Annotated in this window: 19 protein-coding genes; 13 read left to right on the top strand and 6 right to left on the bottom strand. The window is 60.5% G+C overall.

What is annotated here, in order from left to right:
* The first annotated feature begins 21 nt into the window (after window positions 1-21).
* From ACIGGE_RS02525 to ACIGGE_RS02510, 4 genes are all read left to right on the top strand, one after another.
* Window positions 22-1,578: a class I adenylate-forming enzyme family protein gene (locus ACIGGE_RS02525; protein WP_397489333.1), complete on the top strand. Its 1,557-nt coding sequence runs from the start codon at window positions 22-24 to the stop codon at window positions 1,576-1,578.
* 509 nt (window positions 1,579-2,087) lie between these two features.
* A complete protein-coding gene (gene guaA / locus ACIGGE_RS02520; protein ID WP_196847062.1) occupies window positions 2,088-3,662 on the top strand; it encodes a glutamine-hydrolyzing GMP synthase in 1,575 nt (524 codons plus the stop codon).
* A gap of 1 nt (window position 3,663) precedes the next feature.
* Window positions 3,664-4,368: an endonuclease III domain-containing protein gene (nth, locus tag ACIGGE_RS02515; protein ID WP_397489332.1), complete on the top strand. Its 705-nt coding sequence runs from the start codon at window positions 3,664-3,666 to the stop codon at window positions 4,366-4,368.
* A 37-nt stretch (window positions 4,369-4,405) separates the two neighbouring features.
* Window positions 4,406-5,716, top strand: coding sequence for an NRAMP family divalent metal transporter (locus ACIGGE_RS02510; RefSeq protein ID WP_397489331.1), 1,311 nt, complete (start codon window positions 4,406-4,408; stop codon window positions 5,714-5,716).
* Between the two features lie 8 nt (window positions 5,717-5,724).
* Here the strand turns inward: ACIGGE_RS02510 and ACIGGE_RS02505 are convergent, their stop codons facing one another.
* The 3 genes from ACIGGE_RS02505 to ACIGGE_RS02495 all read right to left on the bottom strand — a co-directional run bounded on the left by ACIGGE_RS02505 (window position 5,725) and on the right by ACIGGE_RS02495 (window position 7,945).
* Window positions 5,725-6,135: a hypothetical protein gene (locus ACIGGE_RS02505; RefSeq protein ID WP_222827112.1), complete on the bottom strand. Its 411-nt coding sequence runs from the start codon at window positions 6,133-6,135 to the stop codon at window positions 5,725-5,727.
* A gap of 75 nt (window positions 6,136-6,210) precedes the next feature.
* Window positions 6,211-7,632 (bottom strand): metalloprotease TldD, encoded by a 1,422-nt coding sequence (tldD, locus tag ACIGGE_RS02500; protein ID WP_301643300.1) that lies wholly within the window; start codon window positions 7,630-7,632, stop codon window positions 6,211-6,213.
* A gap of 52 nt (window positions 7,633-7,684) precedes the next feature.
* Window positions 7,685-7,945 (bottom strand): zinc-finger domain-containing protein, encoded by a 261-nt coding sequence (locus tag ACIGGE_RS02495; RefSeq protein ID WP_103024069.1) that lies wholly within the window; start codon window positions 7,943-7,945, stop codon window positions 7,685-7,687.
* Window positions 7,946-8,028: 83 nt separating this feature from the next.
* Between ACIGGE_RS02495 and ACIGGE_RS02490 the strand changes: the two genes are divergently transcribed.
* Both ACIGGE_RS02490 and nadB read left to right on the top strand, forming a co-directional pair.
* Window positions 8,029-8,967 (top strand): ABC transporter ATP-binding protein, encoded by a 939-nt coding sequence (locus ACIGGE_RS02490; protein ID WP_196847048.1) that lies wholly within the window; start codon window positions 8,029-8,031, stop codon window positions 8,965-8,967.
* 401 nt (window positions 8,968-9,368) lie between these two features.
* Window positions 9,369-10,955, top strand: a complete 1,587-nt coding sequence (nadB, locus tag ACIGGE_RS02485) for an L-aspartate oxidase (RefSeq protein ID WP_397489330.1) — start codon at window positions 9,369-9,371, stop codon at window positions 10,953-10,955.
* Between the two features lie 9 nt (window positions 10,956-10,964).
* Here the strand turns inward: nadB and ACIGGE_RS02480 are convergent, their stop codons facing one another.
* Window positions 10,965-11,330, bottom strand: a complete 366-nt coding sequence (locus tag ACIGGE_RS02480) for a PilZ domain-containing protein (RefSeq protein ID WP_397489329.1) — start codon at window positions 11,328-11,330, stop codon at window positions 10,965-10,967.
* A 228-nt stretch (window positions 11,331-11,558) separates the two neighbouring features.
* Here ACIGGE_RS02480 and ACIGGE_RS02475 point away from each other — a divergent pair, with 228 nt between their 5' ends.
* The 5 genes from ACIGGE_RS02475 (at window position 11,559) to ligD (ending at window position 18,463) form a co-directional block, all read left to right on the top strand.
* A complete protein-coding gene (locus tag ACIGGE_RS02475) occupies window positions 11,559-12,449 on the top strand; it encodes an alpha/beta fold hydrolase (RefSeq protein WP_397489328.1) in 891 nt (296 codons plus the stop codon).
* 69 nt (window positions 12,450-12,518) lie between these two features.
* Window positions 12,519-12,734 carry a hypothetical protein gene (locus ACIGGE_RS02470; RefSeq protein ID WP_397489327.1) on the top strand — a complete coding sequence of 72 codons (216 nt, stop codon included), beginning with the start codon at window positions 12,519-12,521 and terminating at the stop codon, window positions 12,732-12,734.
* A gap of 269 nt (window positions 12,735-13,003) precedes the next feature.
* Window positions 13,004-14,995 (top strand): ribonucleoside-diphosphate reductase subunit alpha, encoded by a 1,992-nt coding sequence (locus ACIGGE_RS02465; RefSeq protein ID WP_397489919.1) that lies wholly within the window; start codon window positions 13,004-13,006, stop codon window positions 14,993-14,995.
* Window positions 14,996-15,112: 117 nt separating this feature from the next.
* The gene (locus tag ACIGGE_RS02460; protein ID WP_196847041.1) at window positions 15,113-15,943 is read left to right on the top strand and encodes a Ku protein; all 831 of its coding nucleotides are present in this window, start codon (window positions 15,113-15,115) and stop codon (window positions 15,941-15,943) included.
* 3 nt (window positions 15,944-15,946) lie between these two features.
* Window positions 15,947-18,463: a DNA ligase D gene (gene ligD / locus ACIGGE_RS02455; RefSeq protein ID WP_397489326.1), complete on the top strand. Its 2,517-nt coding sequence runs from the start codon at window positions 15,947-15,949 to the stop codon at window positions 18,461-18,463.
* A 15-nt stretch (window positions 18,464-18,478) separates the two neighbouring features.
* On the opposite strand, the gene ACIGGE_RS02450 is transcribed toward ligD, so the two are convergent.
* Window positions 18,479-19,675: a diguanylate cyclase gene (locus ACIGGE_RS02450; RefSeq protein WP_221596407.1), complete on the bottom strand. Its 1,197-nt coding sequence runs from the start codon at window positions 19,673-19,675 to the stop codon at window positions 18,479-18,481.
* 161 nt (window positions 19,676-19,836) lie between these two features.
* Window positions 19,837-20,079, bottom strand: coding sequence for a DUF2171 domain-containing protein (locus ACIGGE_RS02445; RefSeq protein ID WP_196847038.1), 243 nt, complete (start codon window positions 20,077-20,079; stop codon window positions 19,837-19,839).
* A gap of 176 nt (window positions 20,080-20,255) precedes the next feature.
* Between ACIGGE_RS02445 and ACIGGE_RS02440 the strand changes: the two genes are divergently transcribed.
* Window positions 20,256-20,627, top strand: a complete 372-nt coding sequence (locus tag ACIGGE_RS02440; RefSeq protein ID WP_103024080.1) for a DUF4440 domain-containing protein — start codon at window positions 20,256-20,258, stop codon at window positions 20,625-20,627.
* 337 nt (window positions 20,628-20,964) lie between these two features.
* On the top strand, window positions 20,965-22,026 hold the full coding sequence (locus tag ACIGGE_RS02435; protein WP_103024081.1) for a ribonucleotide-diphosphate reductase subunit beta: 1,062 nt from the start codon (window positions 20,965-20,967) through the stop codon (window positions 22,024-22,026).

Genomic DNA, 22,026 nt, shown 5'->3' with positions numbered 1-22,026 from the left:
GTCAGCGATAAGGGTGTGGGTATGGGAGATACACAGATCGCCGCCAAGCTTGCCGAACCATTTGGCAGCTATTCGCAAATCATCGCCGACAATGCTGCTGAGTTGGGCGAAAAAATCGCCATTCGGGACGATGATGCCGAAATCACCTGGGCGCAGCTCGGCGAGAAGGTAGAGCGTATCGCTGCTCGGCTGTTGGAAGAAGGGCTGGAGCGCGGGCAATCGGTAGCGATCCTTGGGTATTCGTCCATTCCCTACGCGCTCGTATTTCTTGCGGCTGTGCGGGCGGGCGGAGTAGCGGCTCCACTGACTACCAGCGCCAGTCCCGATCAGCTGGCCGGAATGGCGAAGGATTCCGGCGCTACCCATATCTTCATGGATCGCGCGAAGTTGAACGAGTTGGGCGACGGCTGCTTTGCGGACATGACGCGTATCGCGCTGGACGAGGACCTCGACACGTGGATGGCGCCGGAAGGCGCCAAGGCCGCTTCGTTCGATCCTGAACCTGCCGATGCCTTCAACATTATCTATTCAAGCGGGACCACCGGCGTTCCCAAGGGTATCGTCCATTCTCACCAGATGCGGTGGCGCCAATTCGCTTCAACGGCATCGAGCTGGCTGGAGAACGGGATGCGGGTGTGCACCTTCGCATCCACGCCGCTCTATTCGAACACTACGATGGTTGCGTTCCTGCCGCCCCTGCTCGCTGGCGGCACCGTACGGGTAACGCGCAAATTCGACGCGCTGCGATGGCTTCAGTTCGCAGAGCAAGACGGCACGACTGCCACCATGCTGGTGCCGGTACAGTACCGCCGCCTGATGCAGGAGCCACGCTTCGACGAATTCGACCTCTCTTCGCTACAGCTCAAATACTGCACCTCTGCGCCGTTCCCAGCCGAACTGAAGCGGGAAGTGCTCGCTCGGATGCCGGGAGCGTTGGTGGAAATCTATTCCATGACCGAAGGCGGTGTGGTGTGTCTTCTGGAAGCCCACAAATTTCCCGACAAGCTTCATACTGTCGGTCGCCCCGCTCCAGGCAGCGAACTCAAGGTGCTCGACGATGAGGATAAGCCCGTAGCACCCGGTGAGGCGGGAAATCTCATCGGCAGAAGCCAGACGATGATGACGGGTTACAAAAACCAGCCCGACAAAACACGGGAAGGATACTGGACCGATCCTGAGACAGGCGAAATGTGGCAGCGCATGGGTGATATCGGGCGGATGGATGCCGAAGGTTTTGTTGAATTGGTGGGCCGCGCAAAGGACATGATCATTTCCGGCGGGTTCAATATCTTTCCCGTCGATCTCGAGGATGAACTGAGCAAGGAAGTCGATGTCGTCGAAGCGGCCGTCATCGGCGTTCCCAGCGAACGCTGGGGTGAGACGCCGGTTGGCTTCATCACATTGAAGGAAAGCGCCCGCGACTGCGATACGATTCGCGACGCGGTCAATTCCCGATTGGGAAAGACGCAGCGGCTGGCTCAGCTACATGTTATCGATGAAATGCCGCGCAGCCACATCGGGAAACTTCTCAAGACGGAACTTCGCGAGGAAGCGGTACGGCGCGGTTTGCCCGCGTGACGCTCGCGGTGGTTGCGGCTTTCGAGACGCGGCGCCAACTTCTTGGGGGGAGGGAGAGGAATGTCGGCGGCCGCGTCTCTACTCGCTGCCATATCGCCTCGCAGACCCGGTAGGCATGTTGCCGACCGCTCTTGGCGAGGAAGGCCAGAAACGCGGCTGCTTGGACTGCCGTCGTATCTGTAATTCGTCCGAAACGGCTCCTCATGGGTCGCCGTCTGGCTGTGAGGGTTGTAATAATCTTTCACGTCTTTGAACTAAAGTGTGAAAACTTGGATGGGTGTTGCGTTTTACGCAACCCATTTCGAGTATGTCCCTTGTTTATTACTGTGGTCGCCGAAGACGTGAGAATCCAATAGGTTGCATGGAAGTGCACATTTTGCCGTTGATCGCCACAGCGAGGCGATCAACAGCGCCTATCCCCGACCAGCCTCTTGTTGGCCATGGGGACAATTTCCTGAGCGTAAGAGCCAATGCTGGACAGCGGGCGCGCGCTGCCTTTAACGGACCGCATGCAGCCAGAGCACCTCCCCGATTCCATACTCATTGTCGACTTCGGCAGCCAGGTCACCCAGCTTATCGCACGCCGCGTGCGTGAGGCGGGGGTCTATTCCGAGATCGCGCCGTTCACGCAGGCCGAGGAAGCCTTTCATCGCCTGCAACCCAAGGGGATCATCCTTTCCGGGTCGCCTGCGAGCGTGTGCGACGAAGACAGCCCGCGCGCACCGCAGATTCTGTTCGATAGCGGACTGCCGATCCTTGGCATCTGCTACGGCCAGCAGGTGATGAGCCAGCAACTTGGCGGCGAAGTGCGTCCCGGCCACGAAACCGGCGATGGTGGAGAGTTCGGGCGAGCCTATCTGACCGTGACCGAGGAGTGCGCGCTTTTCGACGGCCTATGGAAGAACGGCGAACGTCATCAGGTCTGGATGAGCCATGGTGACAAGGTCACGCGCTTTGCACCCGGTTTCAAGATCGTCGCGACAAGCGATGGGGCGCCGTTTGCGGTCATCGCCGACGAAGAGCGCAAATATTACGGCACGCAGTTCCACCCCGAGGTGGTGCATACCCCCGACGGCGGAAAACTGCTGGCCAATTTCGTGCGCCATGTCTGCGGCCTCGCCGGCGACTGGACGATGGCCGAATTCCGCAAGACCAAGATCGAAGAAATTCGCGCGCAGGTTGGTGATGGCAAGGTTATCTGCGGCCTGTCTGGCGGCGTCGATTCCGCGGTTGCCGCAGTGCTCATTCATGAAGCGATCGGCGATCAACTGACCTGCGTCTTCGTCGACCACGGGCTGATGCGCATGAACGAGGCCGAGCAGGTCGTGACCCTGTTCCGCGACCATTACAACATCCCGCTCGTCCATGTGAATGCCGAAGAGATGTTTCTGGGTGGACTGGAGGGCCAGACCGATCCGGAAAAGAAGCGCAAGTTCATCGGCGGGGCCTTCATCGATCTGTTCGAAGCCGAAGCGAAGAAAATCGGCGGCGCGGATTTCCTTGCGCAGGGAACGCTTTATCCAGACGTAATCGAAAGCGTCAGCTTCACCGGCGGGCCGAGCGTCACGATCAAAAGCCATCACAATGTCGGCGGCTTGCCCGAACGCATGAACATGAAGCTGGTCGAACCCTTGCGCGAACTGTTCAAGGACGAAGTGCGGGAGCTGGGCCGCGAGCTGGGGCTGCCGGAGATTTTCGTCGGCCGCCATCCGTTCCCCGGGCCGGGTCTCGCCATCCGTATTCCGGGTGAAGTCACCAAGGAACGCTGCGACATCCTGCGCAAGGCGGATGCGATCTACCTCGAAGAAATCCGCAACGCCGGGCTTTACGACGCGATCTGGCAGGCCTTTGCGGTGCTGCTGCCCGTCAAGACCGTAGGCGTCATGGGGGACGGTCGCACCTATGACAGTGTTTGCGGCTTGCGCGCCGTAACCAGCACCGACGGGATGACGGCCGACATCTATCCCTTCGATGCCAGCTTCCTCAGCCGCGTTGCAACGCGCATCATCAACGAAGTGCAGGGCATCAACCGGGTGGTCTACGACTATACCAGCAAGCCGCCGGGTACGATCGAATGGGAGTGAATTGGAACTCCCGCTAGGGTCCGATCCCCGCACGGACGTCATACGGCGGCTCCAGGCGCTGCTTGTCCAACGGTTCGGACGTATCGAACGCGCTGCCGCCGCGTGGCGGCAACCGGAATGGGTACTGGTCCAGGGTGTGATCGGTGCGCAGACGAAATCGGAGATTTCGAACGCTGCTACCGATCGCCTGCTAAAGCGGTTCAAGAGCTGGGAAAAGGTTGCGACCGCTGCGCTGGACGAGTTGCAAGCCGAACTCGCGACGCAGACTTATCCCGGCGTCGCAGCCGAACGGCTGAAGGCCAGCTTGTCGGCGATTGTGGCCTCGCGCGGCAAGGTCGATCTTTCGCATCTTGGTGAAATGAAAACTCACGAAGCCATGAACTGGCTGGAGCAGCTACCCGGTGTGGGGCGCAAGATCGCTGCCGGGGTCATGAATGCATCCACACTTGACCGGCGCGCCATCGTTCTCGACGGTCATCACAAGCGTATCCTTCAGCGAATGGGCCTTGTCCCGCCGAAAGCAAACACGGAACGCGCCTTCGACGCGATCATGCCTGTAATGCCGGAAGAATGGTCCGGCGCTGACTATGATGAACACCACTTGCTGATGAAGAAGCTGGGCCAGACATGGTGCCGACCGTCGATGCCGGATTGCGTCACCTGTCCGGCCCTGGCCCTGTGCAAGACCGGCTTGACAAACACATGATTGCTGCATTGTCCCGCTTGCTGCAGAAAGGCAGTCGATGAAGCGCCTGGCCTCGATCCTGTTATGGTCCGCGATTGCGGCAGCGTTCATCGGACCGGGCACGGTCACGGCTGCCGCCAGCGCCGGTGCCGATGCCGGTACGGCGCTGCTATGGGCAGTGGTGTTCTCCGGCATTGCCACATTTACTCTTCAGGAATTCGCTGGCCGGCTGAGCGTAGCTACGGGCGATGATCTGGCGACTATCCTGCGGCGTCGGTACCCCACCGGTTTTGCACGCATCGCCACCCTTATCCTGATTGGTGGTGCTATCCTGCTGGGGTGCGCTGCCTATGAAGCTGGCAATATCCTGGGCGGTGCGGCGGGCGCGATGCTGGCGTTACCTTGGTCCAAGGAAGCTGTTACCCTCATCCTGGCCGCGATCGCTGCGGCCCTCCTGCTTTCGGGATCGCCGCAAGGCGTGGCCCGGACGATGGCGATTTTCGTAGCGCTCATGGGCGCGGGATTTCTCGCCGTGGCGATCTCGCTGGCGCCCCCGCTTGCGTCGCTCGTTGCCGGACTTGTGCCCACACCGGGCTTCGGCGACGACAGTGTCGCATTGCTTGGGGTACTTGCCCTGGTCGGCACCACGGTGGTGCCGTACAATCTCTTTCTCGGCGCTGCCTTGGCCCGGGGGCAGGGGTTGAACGAAATGCGCTTCGGACTGGCCGTGGCCGTCGGCCTCGGCCTGCTGATTACCGCTGGTATTCTCGTGGTAGGAACTTCGCTCACCGGCGAATTTTCGTTCGATGCACTGGGCGACGTTCTGGCAGTCGAACTGGGCGGTTGGGCGCGGACCGGTTTCGGGATCGGCCTGCTCGCTGCTGGCGTCTCGTCGGCAGTGACTGCACCGCTGGCCGCCGCCCTGACGGCGCGGGGCCTGTTCGGCGCGCCAGACGATGCCCATTGGCAGGCATCCGGATGGCGTTTTCGTTCAGTATGGCTGGTCATCCTGATCATCGGCGTGGGGTTCGGGCTGGCCGACATCCGGCCTACACCCGCAATCCTTGCCGCGCAGGCGTTCAACGGCGTGTTGCTACCGCTGGTCGCCTTATTCCTGCTTGCGGCGATGAACGATGGGGCTCTGTTAGGCGAGAACGCCAACGGACCTGTCGCCAATGCGTTCGGCCTGCTCGTCGTCGGGGTTGCTACCATGCTGGGACTGACTGCGCTGGTGCGCGCAGCCGGTACCGCCTTCGGCTTCGAATTGCCCGAGCCGGGCCTGATGCTCCCGGCCTTTGCCGTGGTCGGCGTATTCGTAGCGAGGGCAGTTATCCGGGCGGCGGGCCAGAAGGCCTTACCCGCGACCTGACCGGGCGATCAGCCTTCGGTGTCGATCTTTTTGTAAGGGACGAATTCGTCGAGCAGCAGGATTCCCGACAGGAAGCCATTGACCCGATCGACCAGCTTCACCTGATCGGTACGGCACAGGCTCGATCCGCTGAACCGGTCGATGACCATGATGTCGCGATCATCGATACTGTCGGGATTGCGCGTATAATTGACCCATACCGTGTCGCCGTCGCGATAGGTCAGGGCCGTGCCGTCGATCTGGCTGAGATTGCGACTGCCCAATGTGCGGATGCAGCTTTGCGGCTCGCCTGCAACGCGACCGTCAAGCAGCTTGGCCAGCTTCTCTTCGCCGCGTGTCATCTGGGCGTTTTCATCCGCCAGAACGGGCGAGGAGAGCATTCCGAAAGCGGCAGTGGCTAAGGCGATGTGCTTGAACATGTCGAATCTCCTGAAGGATGTTCGGATACTAGACCCTCGTGACTGAACCTTCGATGAGTCGAACGCCTGGCGGGGTCAGGCCGTTCCGCCCACGGTGATGCCATCGATAAGCAGGGTGGGTTGCCCAACGCCGGCGGGCACACTCTGACCTCCCTTACCGCAGACGCCGATGCCTTCATCGAGAGCCATATCGTTGCCGATACCGCGCACCTTGGTCAGCACGGTCGGCCCGTCACCGATCAGGGTGGCACCCTTTATCGGGGCAATCACTTTGCCCTTCTCGACCTTATAGGCTTCCGTACAGGCGAAGACGAACTTGCCGGATACAATATCGACCTGCCCGCCGCCGAAGCTGGTTGCGTAGATTCCGTCGTCCATACGGCTCAGAAGTTCTTCTGGATCGTCCGTTCCGCTTTGCATGAAGGTATTGGTCATACGCGGCATGGGCGCGTGTTCGTAGGACTGGCGTCGCCCATTACCGGTCGCCTCCACGCCCATCAGCCGTGCGTTGAGCCGGTCCTGCATGTATCCTTTGAGAATGCCGTCCTCGATAAGGACGGTTTCGCGTGTGGGGGTTCCTTCATCATCGATGCTGAGTGAACCCCGGCGGTTTGCGATGCTGCCATCGTCGATGACGGTGACGCCGGGCGCCGCCACGCGTTCGCCGATGCGGCCGGAAAAGGCGCTCGTGCCCTTGCGGTTGAAATCTCCCTCGAGCCCATGTCCTACAGCTTCATGCAACAGCACACCCGGCCAGCCGGGCCCGAGCAATACAGTCTTCTCGCCCGCAGGGGCCTCGATGCTCTCCAGATTTACCAGCGCTTGGCGCACAGCTTCATCGACCGCGTTCATCCACCGGCCTTCATCGAACAGAGTGTCGTAGAGATAACGTCCGCCGAAGCCGAAACTGCCGGTTTCGCGGCGCCCGTTCGCTTCGGCAACGATGCTGACGTTTAGTCGCACGAGGGGGCGAATATCGCGCGCCGTGAAGCCATCGGCGCGGATGATGTCGATCGCGCTCCAGCTGGCCGACATGCCCGCAGTAACTTGCGCTACGCGCGGATCCTTAGCTCGTGCAACAGCGTCGATCTTCTCGAGCAAGGCCACCTTTTCGGCGAACGGCACCAGATCCAGCGGGCTGGCATCGGTGTAAAGATGGCGATTGGTCCGTTCTGGCGGAGCGGAATGCGGAGATTTGGTCGCGTCCAGCAATTGCAGCGTCTCGCCTGCGCGGGCGATGGCTGCGGCGCTGATTTCGTTCGCATGGGCAAAGCCGGTTGTCTCGCCGGAAACGCCGCGCAGGCCGAACCCCGAATCTCGACTGTAATCAGCGGTCTTCAGCCGACCATCGTCGAAGGCGAAGCTCTCGGTCGCCATGAACTGGAGATAAAGCTCGCCATCGTCGCAAGGCGCCAGCAGCCGTGCTGTCAGTGCCTTGGCTTCCTCGGGGTCGAGCTGGTTGTAAAGAAGGGCGTGGGGATCGTTCGCTGGCGTCATACCATCCTATGTAGGGATGGCTGAAGCCAAAGGCGAGGGGCCACTGCCAGGCTTACGGGTGCCCGGGATCGGCGCCTTCGGAGATGTCCATCAGCTGCGACTGATCGACGCCATCTGCTGGTCCGCCGATCAGCACGAAGCGCCGGTCGCAATAGCCGCAATCGACGTAACCATGCTCGTCGATCTCGAGATAGACTTTCGGGTGACCGAGTGCGGCGGGCTTGTAATTCACGCCGGTACGGATGTCGGTTGCGCCATCGCACCACACGCGCCGCGTGGTGACCTTGGACAATTCGGGAGGAGGCAGGCTCATGAACAATGCCGATAATATGTGCATCGCGCCTACGCAAGCATTCGCCGCTTGTCGCATTGGCGCGCTGCACCTAGGTCGGCTGCATGACTACTCCCCCAGCGATACGCATTGACGACCTTGTCAAGGAATATGCACCTGCCGGCCCCGGCGAAAAGCCCAAGCTTGCGCTGAAGGGGGTAAGCTTCGATGTCCCGCAAGGTGGCATTTTCGGATTGCTGGGCCCTAACGGCGCAGGCAAATCCACCCTTATCAATATTCTCGCAGGTTTGGTCAGGAAGACCCGCGGCAGCGCCGAAATCTGGGGCTTCGATATCGGCGATAACCCGCGCAATGCGAAGCGATCCATCGGGATCGTTCCGCAGGAGATCGTCTTCGATCCCTTTTTCACGCCTTTCGAAGTGCTGGAAAACCAGGGCGGCTTTTACGGCATCCCCAAATCGGAGCGGCGCAGCGAGGAACTGCTGAAAGCTGTGCATCTTTGGGACAAGAGGGATGCCTATGCACGCACGCTATCTGGCGGGATGAAGCGAAGGCTTCTGATCGCAAAGGCGATGGTTCATTCGCCTCCGATCCTCGTGCTCGACGAACCGACTGCAGGAGTCGATGTCGAATTGCGCCGCCAGCTCTGGGAATTGGTGACCGATCTCAACCGGCAAGGTGTGACGGTCGTTCTGACTACGCACTATCTCGAAGAAGCGGAGCAGCTTTGCGATCGCATCGCGATCATCAACCATGGTGAACTGATTGCCGAAAAGCCGACGAGAGAACTGGTGGGAATGGCGCGGGAAAAAGTCGTGTCAATCACGGTGGACAAGGATCTGGGCGGTCCGATCATGGAAGAGGCTTTCACCAAAGCCGAAGTAATCGAACCGCGCAGGCTGGAAATCACATACGATCGCGACAAGGCGAGCGCTGGGCAGGTGCTGGCCCTGGTCCAGTCACATGGCTACGCTATCGAAGATGTCACCACGCGCGAGGCAGATCTTGAAGACGTCTTCGTCCAGTTGACCGGCGCGGGGTGATAACAACCGCTACATAAAGGCGCGGGGCCCCAGGCCAGCATCCTTTACCCGCTGAAGTTCCCAGTGATGCGGCTCGATCTCTTCCATCGGTGCCTTGCAATTACGGCAGCGCCCTACCTGCTGGCCTGCTGCGCGCTTTACATTCGTGCGATCTACGCTGTGCTTTCCGACAGCGCAGGCAATACGTCCCAGTCCCATTTGCGACCCTCTGCGTCCCTTGTGATATTCCCCTATCGATTCGTGCCTTAAGGCGGCCGTGACGCTGCGTTAACCGTGCTGCGCCGAATCGTGGCTGGCATGCTGCGAGTTTGAAATATCCGCGGCGAATTGAGCAGTTTCACTGTATTTCGCGGAAGTCTGTTTTTCTTGCCGCCCGCATTCTGGCCAGCCATGACGTTGTGATGACAGCAATTCCTCATGACGTCCTGGTGATCGGTTCAGGCGCTGCCGGCCTGACTGCGGCACTGGCCCTGGCCGAAACGAAAAAGGTGCTCGTTCTGGCGAAGGGGCGGCTCGACAGCGGTTCGACTGCTTGGGCGCAAGGGGGCATCGCCGCCGTTCTCGATGCGGGCGATACGTTCGAAAACCACGTTCGCGATACGATGATCGCAGGCGCGGGCCTCAATAATCGTGAAACGGTGGAATTTGTGATCGAGCGGGCACCCGCCTCGATCGACCGGTTGAGCGAACTGGGTGTTCCTTTCAATCGCGAAGCGGGCGATCTTCATCTTACTCGGGAAGGCGGGCACTCGCATCGCCGCATCGTCCACGTAAACGACGCGACGGGGTGGGCCGTGCAGGCAGCATTGCTCAAGGCGGCGGAGGAAAATCCTAATATTACCCTGCTGCCAGGCCAAAGCTGCGTGGACCTAATTACAGGACGCAATCAGGTCGACTATTCCGGTTCGGGTCGGGTGTGGGGTGCCTATGCGCTCGACGAGGAAACCGGCGAGGTCGTGTCACATGTCGCCCGCGCAACGGTGCTGGCGGCAGGCGGCGCAGGGCGCGTCTATCTGTTCAGTACGGCTCCACGGGGCGCGACTGGCGATGGTATCGCCATGGCCTGGCGGGCAGGCGCGCGCGTTTCGAACATGGAGATGATGCAGTTCCACCCGACGTGCCTCTATAATCTCGACGTCAAGAATTTCCTGATTACCGAGGCAGTGCGCGGTGAAGGCGGGCGCTTGCTGAACCCGATCACGGGCGAGCGGTACATGAAGAAATATGACCCGGAGCGGATGGAGCTCGCCCCGCGCGATATCGTGGCGCGGGCCAACGACGATCAGATCAAACGTCACGGCCTCGATTACGTCCATCTCGATATCAGCCACGAGCCGCCCGAATTCGTGATGGAGCATTTCCCCACCATCCACGAAAAGCTGCTCGGGCTGGGGATCGACATTACCAAGGGACCGATCCCCGTCGTCCCGGCTCAGCATTATACCTGCGGCGGCGTTAAGATCGGGCTCGATGCCAAGACCGATCTGCCGGGTCTGTGGGCGGCTGGCGAATGCACGGAAAGCGGGCTGCACGGCGCCAATCGCCTTGCGTCGAATTCGCTGCTCGAATGCTTCGTGTTCGGCGAGGCGGCGGCCAAGGACATCCTCGAATGCTGGGACAAGCTCGACGATCCGCCGGAAATCCTCTCCTGGGATGAAAGCCGGGTAACCGATTCCGACGAGGAAGTGGTGATCAAGCAGAACTGGACGGAAATTCGCCGGTTCATGTGGAACTACGTCGGCATCGTACGTACCACCAAGCGGCTCGAGCGCGCCGCGCATCGCATTCGTCTTTTGCGGGACGAGGTCGAAGATTATTACGGCCATTTCCGTGTGACGACCGATCTCATCGAACTGAGAAATCTGCTCGAATGCGCGGACCTCATCGTGAGCAGCGCATTGAAGCGGCACGAAAGCCGCGGGCTTCACTTTATTCTCGATTATCCCGAAACCAACCCGATCGGGCGCGATACGGTACTGGTCCCCTAGGGCGATGCCCTAGTCGGCAAGGCCCCGGTCGGGGCGCATGGGAGGAAACCCCCGGCCGAACTGGTCGACGGGTATCTCGTCCCGCGCATGCTGCAACGTGCCGAGCATGAAATATTTCACCGTGGCCTCGCCGATCGGGCGGGCAAACCCGATCCCGATTTCTTCGCCTTCCGCCCACATGACTTCGCCTTCAACCGCCACGCCTTCGAGCAGGGTAACCGTCACGGCTTCGCCCACCTCCGCATTGATGCGGGTGCCGGTGATCTTGCAGCCTTCGCGTGAGAGGTTGAGCATTCTGCCGCGCGCAGCAACGCCGTTGATGGAAACCATCACGTCGTCGTCGGTCTTGGAGCGATTGCCCCTACGCTTTTCCATCCCGGTGCCCCCGCGGATTGAGATCCCGCAATAGCAGAGCCAGACAGTTCGCGCGTTGTATTGTAGGAAGGCGACATAAGCGAAATAAAGGTGTCATTCTACCGTGACCCAAGCGCCGTATCATGCGGCTTATGGCATGCGCTCATTATTCTTATGTCGCACACTTCCCATGGACAACGCGTTGCTTTTCGGTTGAACCTGCGATTCTGTGAACCACGGGAGAGGCATGTGCCGAAGGCGACAGCGAACGGGATCGAAATCCACTACGAGGAAACCGGCAATCCCGCCGATCCAGCGATGCTGCTGATCATGGGGTTCGGCGCGCAGCTTACCCTGTGGCCCGACGAACTGGTCGAAAGACTCGCCAGTCACGGCTTCCGGGTAATCCGATATGACAATCGCGACATCGGCCTCAGTCAGAAATTCGATGGGGTAAAGGCACCCGGCCTGATCAAGCTGACCTTGATGTCCAAGATCGGCCTCACGCCCAAGGTTCCCTATACTTTGGCCGACATGGCTGACGATGGCGCCGGTCTGCTGGACGCGCTCGGAATCGACAAGGCGCATATCGTCGGCGCGAGCATGGGTGGAATGATCGCGCAGCATCTTGTGCATCGCCATGCGGACAGGTGTCTTTCGCTGACATCCGTATTTTCGACCAGCGGCAATCCCAAACTGCCGCCCGCCAGGCCGGAGGCGATGAAGGCGCTGGTGACCCGTCCCGACAGTACGGACGAAGACGTGCTCGTCGATCACGGGGTGATGCTGGCGCGAACCATCGGATCGCCCGGCTACCCGACGGCGGAAGACCGCCTGCGCGATCGCACGCGCGCCAGCATTCGCCGCAGCTTCTACCCTGAAGGGCCCACGCGCCATCTCTCGGCCATCGTGGCGGATGGGGACCGGCGGCCTATGCTGAGGGATATTGCCGTGCCCACCCTCGTGCTGCATGGCGAAGACGATCCGCTTGTGTCGTGCGAAGGCGGCAGGGACACCGCCGCATGCATTCCAGGCGCGACGCTGAAGACCATTCGCGGATGGGGCCATGACCTGCCTCTGGAACTGGTCGATGAGGTGGCCGATGCCATCGCCGGCCACGCCAAATCTGCGACAGGCTGACCCACTTCCTCACAAGCTGGCGCAGGTAATGGTCCTAAGGAACCTCGCAGCGAGCGGGACAGCGTTGGGTTGAAAATTGCGCGCCGGGATTCGAATGATTCTCAACCCGGCACGATGATTTTTGCCCGCAAAATTTTTTTCCCGGATTCATTTTCGGGCTTGCGTGTTCGGCAAGTCCAGCTTGATCCACGCGTCGCGGCGTTGCACCTGGATAAAGCACTTCGCCAACAGGCTGCCGACCTTCTTAAAAGTTCATTTACGGTCTTGCACACGAGTCCCGTCTGATTCAGTATCTAGTAGTCGGGATACCGGGGGTACCCACAAGACCTAGCTATCGGCGGTTTGCTCCCCATATAGGGAGAAGCCGCTTTCACGCCGGGGCTGTGGGGAAAAGCGGGATAAGTTTTTACCCTCGAACCGCACAAAATTGCTAGGTGGGAAGACAGTCCCGCCGACTCGAACACAAGCGGAACATGCGCAGCCCGGTCATGGGCGGGCGGTACACTCAAACGGCGGGGCAGACGATGGATTTCAAGAGCGGGAACGACACGGCGATGGCACTGGATCTGGATACGCACGACACTGTCGACGAGCCCACCACCAAGAAGAAGGCGGTCGCCATGGACAAGTCCGACAACGGTAGCGAACAGCTGGTTCAGGAAGCCGCGGGCGAAGCTCTTGCCGGCGCGGTTGCGGCCGTTGCTGCGCAGGCGACCAAGGAAGACAGCAAGAAGGTTCTCGATCGCCGTTTCGACGTGCAGATCGACGAAAGCCGCGATGCGCTGCTGACCGAATTCGGCAAGGAAACCCTGACCGACCGCTATCTGCTTCCGGGTGAGAAATATCAGGATCTGTTCGCCCGCGTCGCGGACTATTTCACCGACGATGGCGATCATGCGCAGCGGCTCTACAATTACATTTCGAACCTGTGGTTCATGCCCGCAACGCCCGTGCTGTCGAACGGCGGCACCACGCGCGGCCTGCCGATCAGCTGCTATCTCAATTCGGTGTCAGACAGCCTCGACGGTATCGTCAACACATGGAACGAAAACGTCTGGCTCGCCTCGAAAGGCGGCGGCATCGGCACGTACTGGGGGAATGTTCGCGGTATCGGCGAACCTGTCGGCCTCAACGGCAAGACCAGCGGCATCATTCCCTTCGTGCGTGTAATGGATTCGCTGACTCTCGCGATCAGCCAGGGTAGCCTGCGCCGCGGTTCGGCCGCTTGCTATATCGATGTCACTCACCCCGAGATCGAGGAATTCCTCGAAATCCGCAAACCCAGCGGGGACTTCAACCGCAAGGCGCTGAACCTGCATCACGGTGTGCTCGTAACCGATGCCTTTATGGAAGCGGTGCGCAATGGCGAGGAATTCGACCTCGTATCTCCGCGCGACGGATCGGTCCGCAAGACCGTGGATGCCCGCAGCCTGTTCCAGAAGCTGGTCGAAACCCGTCTCGCCACGGGCGAACCCTATATCGTCTTCTCCGACACGGTGAACCGGATGATGCCCAAGCATCACCGCGAACTGGGCCTCAAGGTTTCGACGTCGAACCTGTGCGCCGAAATCACCCTGCCGACCGGCATCGACCATCTCGGCAACGATCGTACTGCGGTGTGCTGCCTGTCCTCGCTCAACCTCGAAAAGTGGGACGAGTGGAACGGTGACAAGCAGTTCATCGAAGACGTCATGCGCTTCCTCGACAACGTCCTGCAGGACTATATTGATCGCGCGCCGGACGAGATGGCGCGCGCCAAATATTCCGCCATGCGCGAACGCAGCGTCGGCATGGGCGTGATGGGCTTCCACTCTTTCCTGCAGAGCAAGGGCATCGGTTTCGAAAGCCCGATGGCGAAGGTCTGGAACCTCAAGATGTTCAAACACATCAGCGCCAAGGCGGAAGAAGCCTCGCTGGTGCTCGCCCAAGAACGCGGACCGTGTCCGGACGCGGCCGAAACCGGCGCGATGGAACGCTTCAGCTGCAAGATGGCGATTGCGCCGACCGCGTCGATTTCCATCATTTGCGGCGGCACCAGCGCCTGCATCGAACCGATCCCGGCCAACATCTATACGCACAAGACGTTGTCCGGCTCTTTCATCGTCAAGAATCCCTATCTGGAAAAGATTCTCGACAAGAAGAGCAAGAACTCGACCAATATCTGGAACTCGATCCTGGAACGTGGCGGCAGCGTCCAGCACCTCGATTTCCTGACTGCGGAGGAAAAGGCCGCGTTCAAGACCAGCTTTGAAATCGATCAGCGCTGGCTGCTCGAATTCGCGGCCGATCGCGCACCCTATATTGATCAGGCGCAATCGCTGAACCTGTTCATCCCCGCCGATGTCGACAAATGGGACCTGATGATGCTGCACTTCCAGGCATGGGAAAAGGGCATCAAATCGCTCTATTACCTGCGGTCGAAGAGCGTGCAGCGCGCCGGCTTTGCTGGCGGCGTGGAAGCCGACAACACGGCCGATGCCGCCAAGTACGAACTGGCTGCCGGCGGCGAACAGACCGATTACGAGGAATGCCTCGCCTGTCAGTAAGGTGATGGACTGACCAAATCTGCGGCCCCGCGAGTGTTCGGCACTTGCGGGGCCGTCTGCTTCTTCGGAACCTATTCGCGCGCTCAAGCGCTCCTTTCAGGGTTCGAGGAGATTTCGATGGCAGCGCGCGCATATTGGCAGGGACAGATCAGGCTGGCGCTGGTTTCGATACCGGTCGAAATCTATTCCGCCACCAAATCGGGTGCGCGCATCAGCTTCAATCAGATCCACGAGCCCAGCGGCAAACGTATTTCCTATGAAAAGGTCGTCCCTGGCATCGGCCCGGTCGATCGCGATGAAATCATCAAGGGCTATGAAGTTTCCAAGGGTAATTACGTCCTCTTGGACGATGAAGAGATCGAAGCGGTCAAGATAGAAAGCAAGCGCACGCTGGAACTCGTCCAGTTCGTCGACGCGTGCGAGATCGACCCGCTCTATTTCGAGAAACCATATTATGTCGTCCCGAATGATGAGCTCGCCGAAGAAGCGTTCATCGTCCTGCGTGAAGCCTTGCGAAAATCGAAGAAGGTGGCGCTGGGTCAGCTATCCGTGCGCGGCAGCGAAAAACTGGTCGCCATCAAGCCATGCGGCAAGGGTCTGCTTCTCGAAACGCTCCGCTATGCCAACGAAGTCCGGCAGGGACAGTCCTTCTTCGATGACATCGGCGATGCGAAGCCGAAGAAGGAACTGCTCGACCTCGCCAATACGCTGATCGAACAGAAAAGCGCGCCTTTCGATGCAGGCGAATTCGAAGATCACTACGTGGAGGCGCTCCGCAAGCTGATCGACAAGAAGGCGAAGTCGAAAAGCAAAAAGGCCATCATCGAAGATGTCGACGAGCCCGAAGCCGCCGATGGCTCCAATGTGATCGATCTGATGGCGGCCCTCAAGAAGTCTGTCGGGAAGGAACAGCCCAAGAAGACGACGCGCCGCAAGAAGTCGGCCTGATCGATGGCCGCGCGCACGGATCCGCTGGCGGAATATAATGCCAGGCGCGATTTCAAGGCGACGCCCGAACCGGCCGGCCAGCGGAAAGGCGGAAAAGGGGGCAACCTCTTCATCGTTCAAAAGCACGACGCGACACGGCTTCACTGGGATCTTCGGCTCGAAGTCGATGGCGTTTTGAAAAGCTGGGCAGTTACCAAGGGGCCATCGCCAGACCCCGATATCAAACGGCTGGCCGTCAGGACCGAAGATCATCCCATGTCCTACGCCGAGTTTGAAGGCGTGATCCCCAAAGGCGAATATGGCGGCGGAACCGTCATGCTGTGGGACCGGGGGCAATGGCAGCCTGTAGCGGGCAAGACTGCCAAGGATCTCGACAAGGGGCACCTTCACTTCACCCTCGACGGCGAGCGCATGAAGGGCGAATGGCTGTTGATCCGGCTGAAGAAAAAGCCCGGCGAGAAGCGCGAGAACTGGTTATTGCGCAAATTGCAAGACGATCACGCCGAAGATGGTGACGCGCTCGTCCAGCGCGAACTGACCAGCGTTCTGACCGGGCGTGCAATGGCGGAAATTGCGGCGGACAAGAACGGCGAATATCCACTGGCGGGCAAGAAGGACGATGCCTTCCTGGCGCAGATGGAAAAGGCGTCTGCGCATAATGCGCGAAAGGCCAAGCCGAAGAGGCGCAAGTCGGCGCCGATACCGAAATACCGCAAGCCACAGCTTGCAACGCTCGTCGACGATGTCCCGGCCGGAAATGGCTGGATGCACGAAATCAAGTTCGACGGCTATCGCGCGTTGATTGCTGCGAAGGGCAAGACTGTTCGCGTTTACACTCGCAATGGGAAGGACTGGACCGACAAGTTCGGCCCCCTAGTTGACACTATCGCCGCACTCGATTTGCCGGCCTGCCTTATCGACGGCGAAATCGTCGCCCATGATGCCAAGGGCAATCCCGATTTTTCCAGCCTGCAGAAAGTCCTGAAGCGCGGCAAGGGAGCGCAGACCGCAGCGGACAGTCTCGCTCTCTATGCCTTCGATCTGCTTTCTCTGGACGGCGAGGATCTGACCGGCCTGCCCAACATAGAGCGCAAGGAACGGCTCGAAGCGCTGCTCGATACGGCGGAACCGCCGATCCATGTCGCGCAGCATGTCCTGGGGGCAGGTGAAAAGCTCTACCGGACCATGTGCAATGCCGGGCAGGAAGGCATCATCTCCAAGACCGTCGACGGCTCCTATTCCGGGCGTCGCAGCAAATCCTGGGTCAAGGTGAAATGCACGCGGCGGCAGGAATTCGTCGTGGTCGGGTGGAAGAAGTCTTCGGCCAAGGGCCGGCCCTTCGCCTCGCTGCTGCTCGCTCAGAACGAAGGTGGCGAACTCGTCTACAAGGGGAATGTCGGTACGGGCTTTTCCACAGACGATCTCGATGATCTGGCCGCGAAACTGAAACGGATCGAACGCAAGACCAGCCCCGTCGAAACAGACAAGGCGAGCGCGCGCGGCGTTACCTGGGTCACGCCCAAGCTGGTCGCCGAGATCGCCTTTGCCGAATTCACTGCGGACGGGAATGTCCGGCACGGCAGCTTTCTTGGCCTGCGCAGCGACAAGGATGCCGGCAGCGTCGAACCCGAACAGGCGAAAGCCTCTCCCGCTCCTGCCGCGAAGGTCGAAATTTCCAGTCGCGATCGGGTCGTCTTTCCGGATAGCGGCCAGACCAAGGGGCAATTGGCCGATTACTATGCGGCAGTTGCATCGATCATGCTGCCCTTCGCTGCCAATCGGCCCATCAGCCTCGTGCGATGTCCGCAGGGCCGCGCCAAGAAATGCTTCTTCCAGAAACACGATAGCGGCAGTTTCGGCGATGGAGTGCATCACGTTGCCATCCGCGAAAAGGACGGCGGCCACGAAGACTATCTCTACATCGACGATCCCCAGGGGCTGCTCCAGTGCGTGCAGATGGGGACCATCGAATTTCACGGCTGGGCCGCACGGTCGGGCGATGTGGAGGCTCCAGACCGGATGATCTTCGACCTCGATCCGGACGAGGGTCTCGGTTTCGACGAGGTCAAGCAGGCCGCACGCGACATTCGCGACCGGCTGGCCGATCTGGGGCTAACCAGTTTCGCCATGCTGTCGGGCGGGAAAGGCGTGCATGTGGTGGTTCCGCTGACCACCGGGCACGACTGGGATCAGCACAAGGATTTCGCGCGCCGCTTTGCAGAAGCGCTCAGCCTTGCAGAGCCCGATCGCTTCATCGCCACGATGAGCAAGGCGAAGCGCAAGGGGAAGATATTCATCGACTGGCTGCGCAACCAGCGCGGATCGACCGCGATCCTGCCCTATTCCGCCCGCGCCCGGTCCGGTGCGCCGGTGGCCATCCCGCTCGCTTGGAACGAGCTCAAGGGGATGAAGGACGCCCACCCCTATTCCATCGACGATGCGAAGAAACTGCTCGATCGTGCCCAGTCGAAATCGCTGCATGGCTGGGGCTTTGCCGACCAGCGCCTGCCGGACGTCTGACCCTGCAGCGAACGCCTATGTTTCGACCATTGTGCGGTTCCGCCCGTCCGCCTTGGCGCGGTAGAGGGCGGCATCCGCCGCGGACAGCATGCGGGCCAGATTGGGCGCCTCGGGCCCCTGATGCAGCGCGATCCCGATGCTGGAAGTGCAGGTGGCGGTCGACGTTGCGCCATGGTCTTCGATCTCGATCCGTTCGATCGCGACGCGCAGTTCCTCTGCAATGGCCTGGGCCCGGCCCGCATCGTCGGCGCGCAGCAGGAAGATGAATTCTTCCCCGCCGAAGCGCGCGGCGAGCCCGCCGTGGCGGCTGGCGGCGTGGCGCAGCACTTCTGCCACCGCCCGCAGGCACGCATCCCCGGCCTGATGGCCCCACCGGTCGTTGAACGCCTTGAAATGATCGAGGTCGAGCATGAACAGCGCCGGGCCCGCCTGTCCCGCCGTGGCGGGCATGGAATAATGTTCGGCAAAGGCCTGCTCCGCCCGGCGGCGATTGGCGAGGCCGGTCAGTGGGTCTTCCATCGACAGTTCGGTCAGCCGGGCGTTGCTCCCTTCCAGCGTCGCCGCGCGGCTGCCCGCTTCCAGCGTCAGCAGCAGATTGCGCCGTTCGAGCCAGTGTACGCGGTGCGCAATGATCGTCGCGGTCGCGGCGGTTACGATGGTGATCGCGGCGAAGGCGCTCGTCTTCACGATGTCGTGCTGGCTCATGTAGAGAAAGCCGCCGACCGCCAGCACATAAAGCAGGATGAAAGCGACCAGCGCCGGCCCGCGGAACGGCAGCACCGGCAGCGCCAGCGCCAGCAGAGTAACCACGCCCAGCGCCAGCAGCGCATCGCCGGGCGAGGGGACGAACAGGCTGGCGAACGCCATGCTCAGCCCGAACGCGATCAGCGCCAGCGCGATCATCACCTTCTGCAGCCCCACCAGCCGCCGCGGCAGAAGCAGGGCGATCCCGCTCAAGGGAAGGACCAGGCCGAGCCGCACGGCCGCCACCTGTCCCAGGTTCTGCGGCGCCACCAGCAGGTCCGTCGCCAGCGACAGCACGGCCACCACCATGATCACCACCAGCAGGAACCGCCCTTCGCGGTAATGCGTGTCGGCCAGGGCGTCTTTCAACGCAGCGCGCAGGCGATCGTCCCACGCAGACGGTGGGTTGTCGCCGGCAAGCGCGGCATGCGCTGCCTTGCCAAGGTTGAAATCGTGCGCCCGGTTCATTGTTGATTACGTACTTACCCGAATACCGCCTGCGCGCAATGATTTGGCTCGATTTTGGACCCGTCCCATAAGTTTTGGACCCGTCCCACAAGAAAGCCCCGCTCCGGCAAAACCGGGCGGGGCTTCATCCGATCCGCTGATGGGATCGCTATGTCGCGGGATCAGGCGCGTTCTGCGGCCTTGGTCCCCAGACCTGCGGGAATGCGTGCGCTTTCCTTCAGGTAAATGCGGTTGTCGTCGATCTTTTCGACATCGTCCATCGACAGGAAGTGGTGGATGTCATCGCTGCTGTCCGATTTGGTCAGCTTGATGGCATCGCCTTCGACTTCATCGACCGTGCCGACATGGATGCCCTTGCAATCGGCGACTTCCATGTGTTCCTTGATGCGTAGCTTCTCAAACATTGAAAACCCTTTTATTTTGTGTGACTTACACTAAACCAACGGGTGGCAGCGCATAAAAGGTCCACGGTCCGTCCGGCGTGAGGCACGCCCTGTTGGATCACCCCTCCAGACCGCCTGTTTCTGAACGATCGGCGCCGCGATGCATTGGGAAGGGGAAGCATCAAGGAGACAATTCGATGAATGACGACCGGCTATGGGAATTCGAACGCACGTTGTGGACCGGCGGGGCCGACGCTTATGAAACGCAGGTGGCAGAGGATGTGGTGATGTCGCTTCCGGCAGCGCCCTTCCTCTACGATCGCCGCGCGGCGGTGGAAGCGGTGAAGAACACCCCGCGCTGGGACGAGGTCGAATTTGCCGACACGCGGGTGGAACGCCATCAGGAAGGGCTGATCGTCATCGCCTATCGCGCCAGGGCGAAGGGCGGCGAACGCACCTATGATGCGCTGTGCACCAGCACGCTGCTGCGCCTCGATCATGAAGAATGGGTGGTCATCCAGCACCAGCAGACCCCGCTGGGCGTCGAAGTCGCCGATCCCAACGGCTGAGCTCGCACCGCGCCGTCCGCAGTCCTTGGAACATCCAAAAAAATTGGCGCCCCACCCCTCGCAGGAAGGGCAGGGCGCCGGGGGCTGCGGACATCGCCCGCAAAAGGGGAAAACCGAACGATGTCGCTATCCCCGTGATTGTCCTGCCGACCGGTGGCTCCGGAGACAGGACCGTCTGATTATCTAACCGGCCTCAAGCCCGCAGGTTCCTGCGATTCGTCACACCTGCTAGAGAATTCATGGCCAGCTTATCCCCGCCGAATCGACAAGGCTTGCCTTCGAATCCGCTCTCTGATTCACTATATGAGTCGTTCACGCGAATACGGAGACCCACAAGATGTCGTTGCTCGAAGCCCGCAAGACCTACAAGCCCTTCGAGTACCCCTGGGCCTACGAGTTCTGGAAACGCCAGCAGCAGGTGCACTGGCTGCCCGAAGAAGTGCCCCTGGGCGAGGATTGCCGCGACTGGGCGCAGAAGCTTTCCGATCACGAACGCAACCTGCTCACGCAGATCTTCCGCTTCTTCACGCAGGCCGATGTCGAAGTGCAGGATTGCTATCACGACAAATACGGTCGCGTGTTCAAGCCCACCGAAATCAAGATGATGCTGACCGCCTTTTCCAACATGGAAACGGTCCACATCGCCGCCTATTCGCACCTGCTCGACACCATCGGCATGCCCGAAAGCGAATATGGCATGTTCCTCGAATACGAGGAAATGAAGGACAAGCACGACTACCTTCAGGAATTCGGCGTCGACACGGACGAAGATATCGCCCGCACGCTCGCCATGTTCGGCGGCTTCACCGAAGGGCTGCAACTCTTCGCCAGCTTCGCCATGCTGATGAACTTCCCGCGCTTCAACAAGATGAAGGGCATGGGCCAGATCGTCAGCTGGTCGGTCCGCGATGAAAGCCTGCACTGCGAAGGCATCACCCGCCTGTTCCACGAATTCGTGCGCGAGCGGGACTGCCTGACCAAGGCCGTCAAGGAAGACATCATGGACATGTGCCAGAAAACGGTACGCCTGGAAGACAACTTCATCGATCTCGCTTTCGAAGACGGCCCCGTGCCCGGCATGACGGCGAAGGAAATCAAGCGCTACATCCGCTACATCGCGGACTGGCGCCTCAGCCAGCTCAACCTCCAGCCGATCTACATGATCGAAGATCACCCTCTGCCCTGGCTCGCCCCGCTGCTGAACGGCGTGGAACACGCCAACTTCTTCGAAACCCGTGCAACGGAATATTCGAAAGGCGCCACCAAGGGCGATTGGAACACGGTGTGGTCCAGCTTCGACAAGCGCAAGAAAGCCAAGGCTGCGAACGAACAGGAAGCCGAAGCCGACGACGGCCCGGGCCTGTTTGGTGAAGATGCTGGGGTACAGGCGGCTGAGTAG

This window comes from Qipengyuania sp. NPDC077410, assembly GCF_044543405.1.
Lineage (GTDB): Bacteria > Pseudomonadota > Alphaproteobacteria > Sphingomonadales > Sphingomonadaceae > Qipengyuania > Qipengyuania pacifica.
Note: the sequence above shows the minus strand (reverse complement) of the source record. Positions and strands in the feature narration are given on the sequence as shown.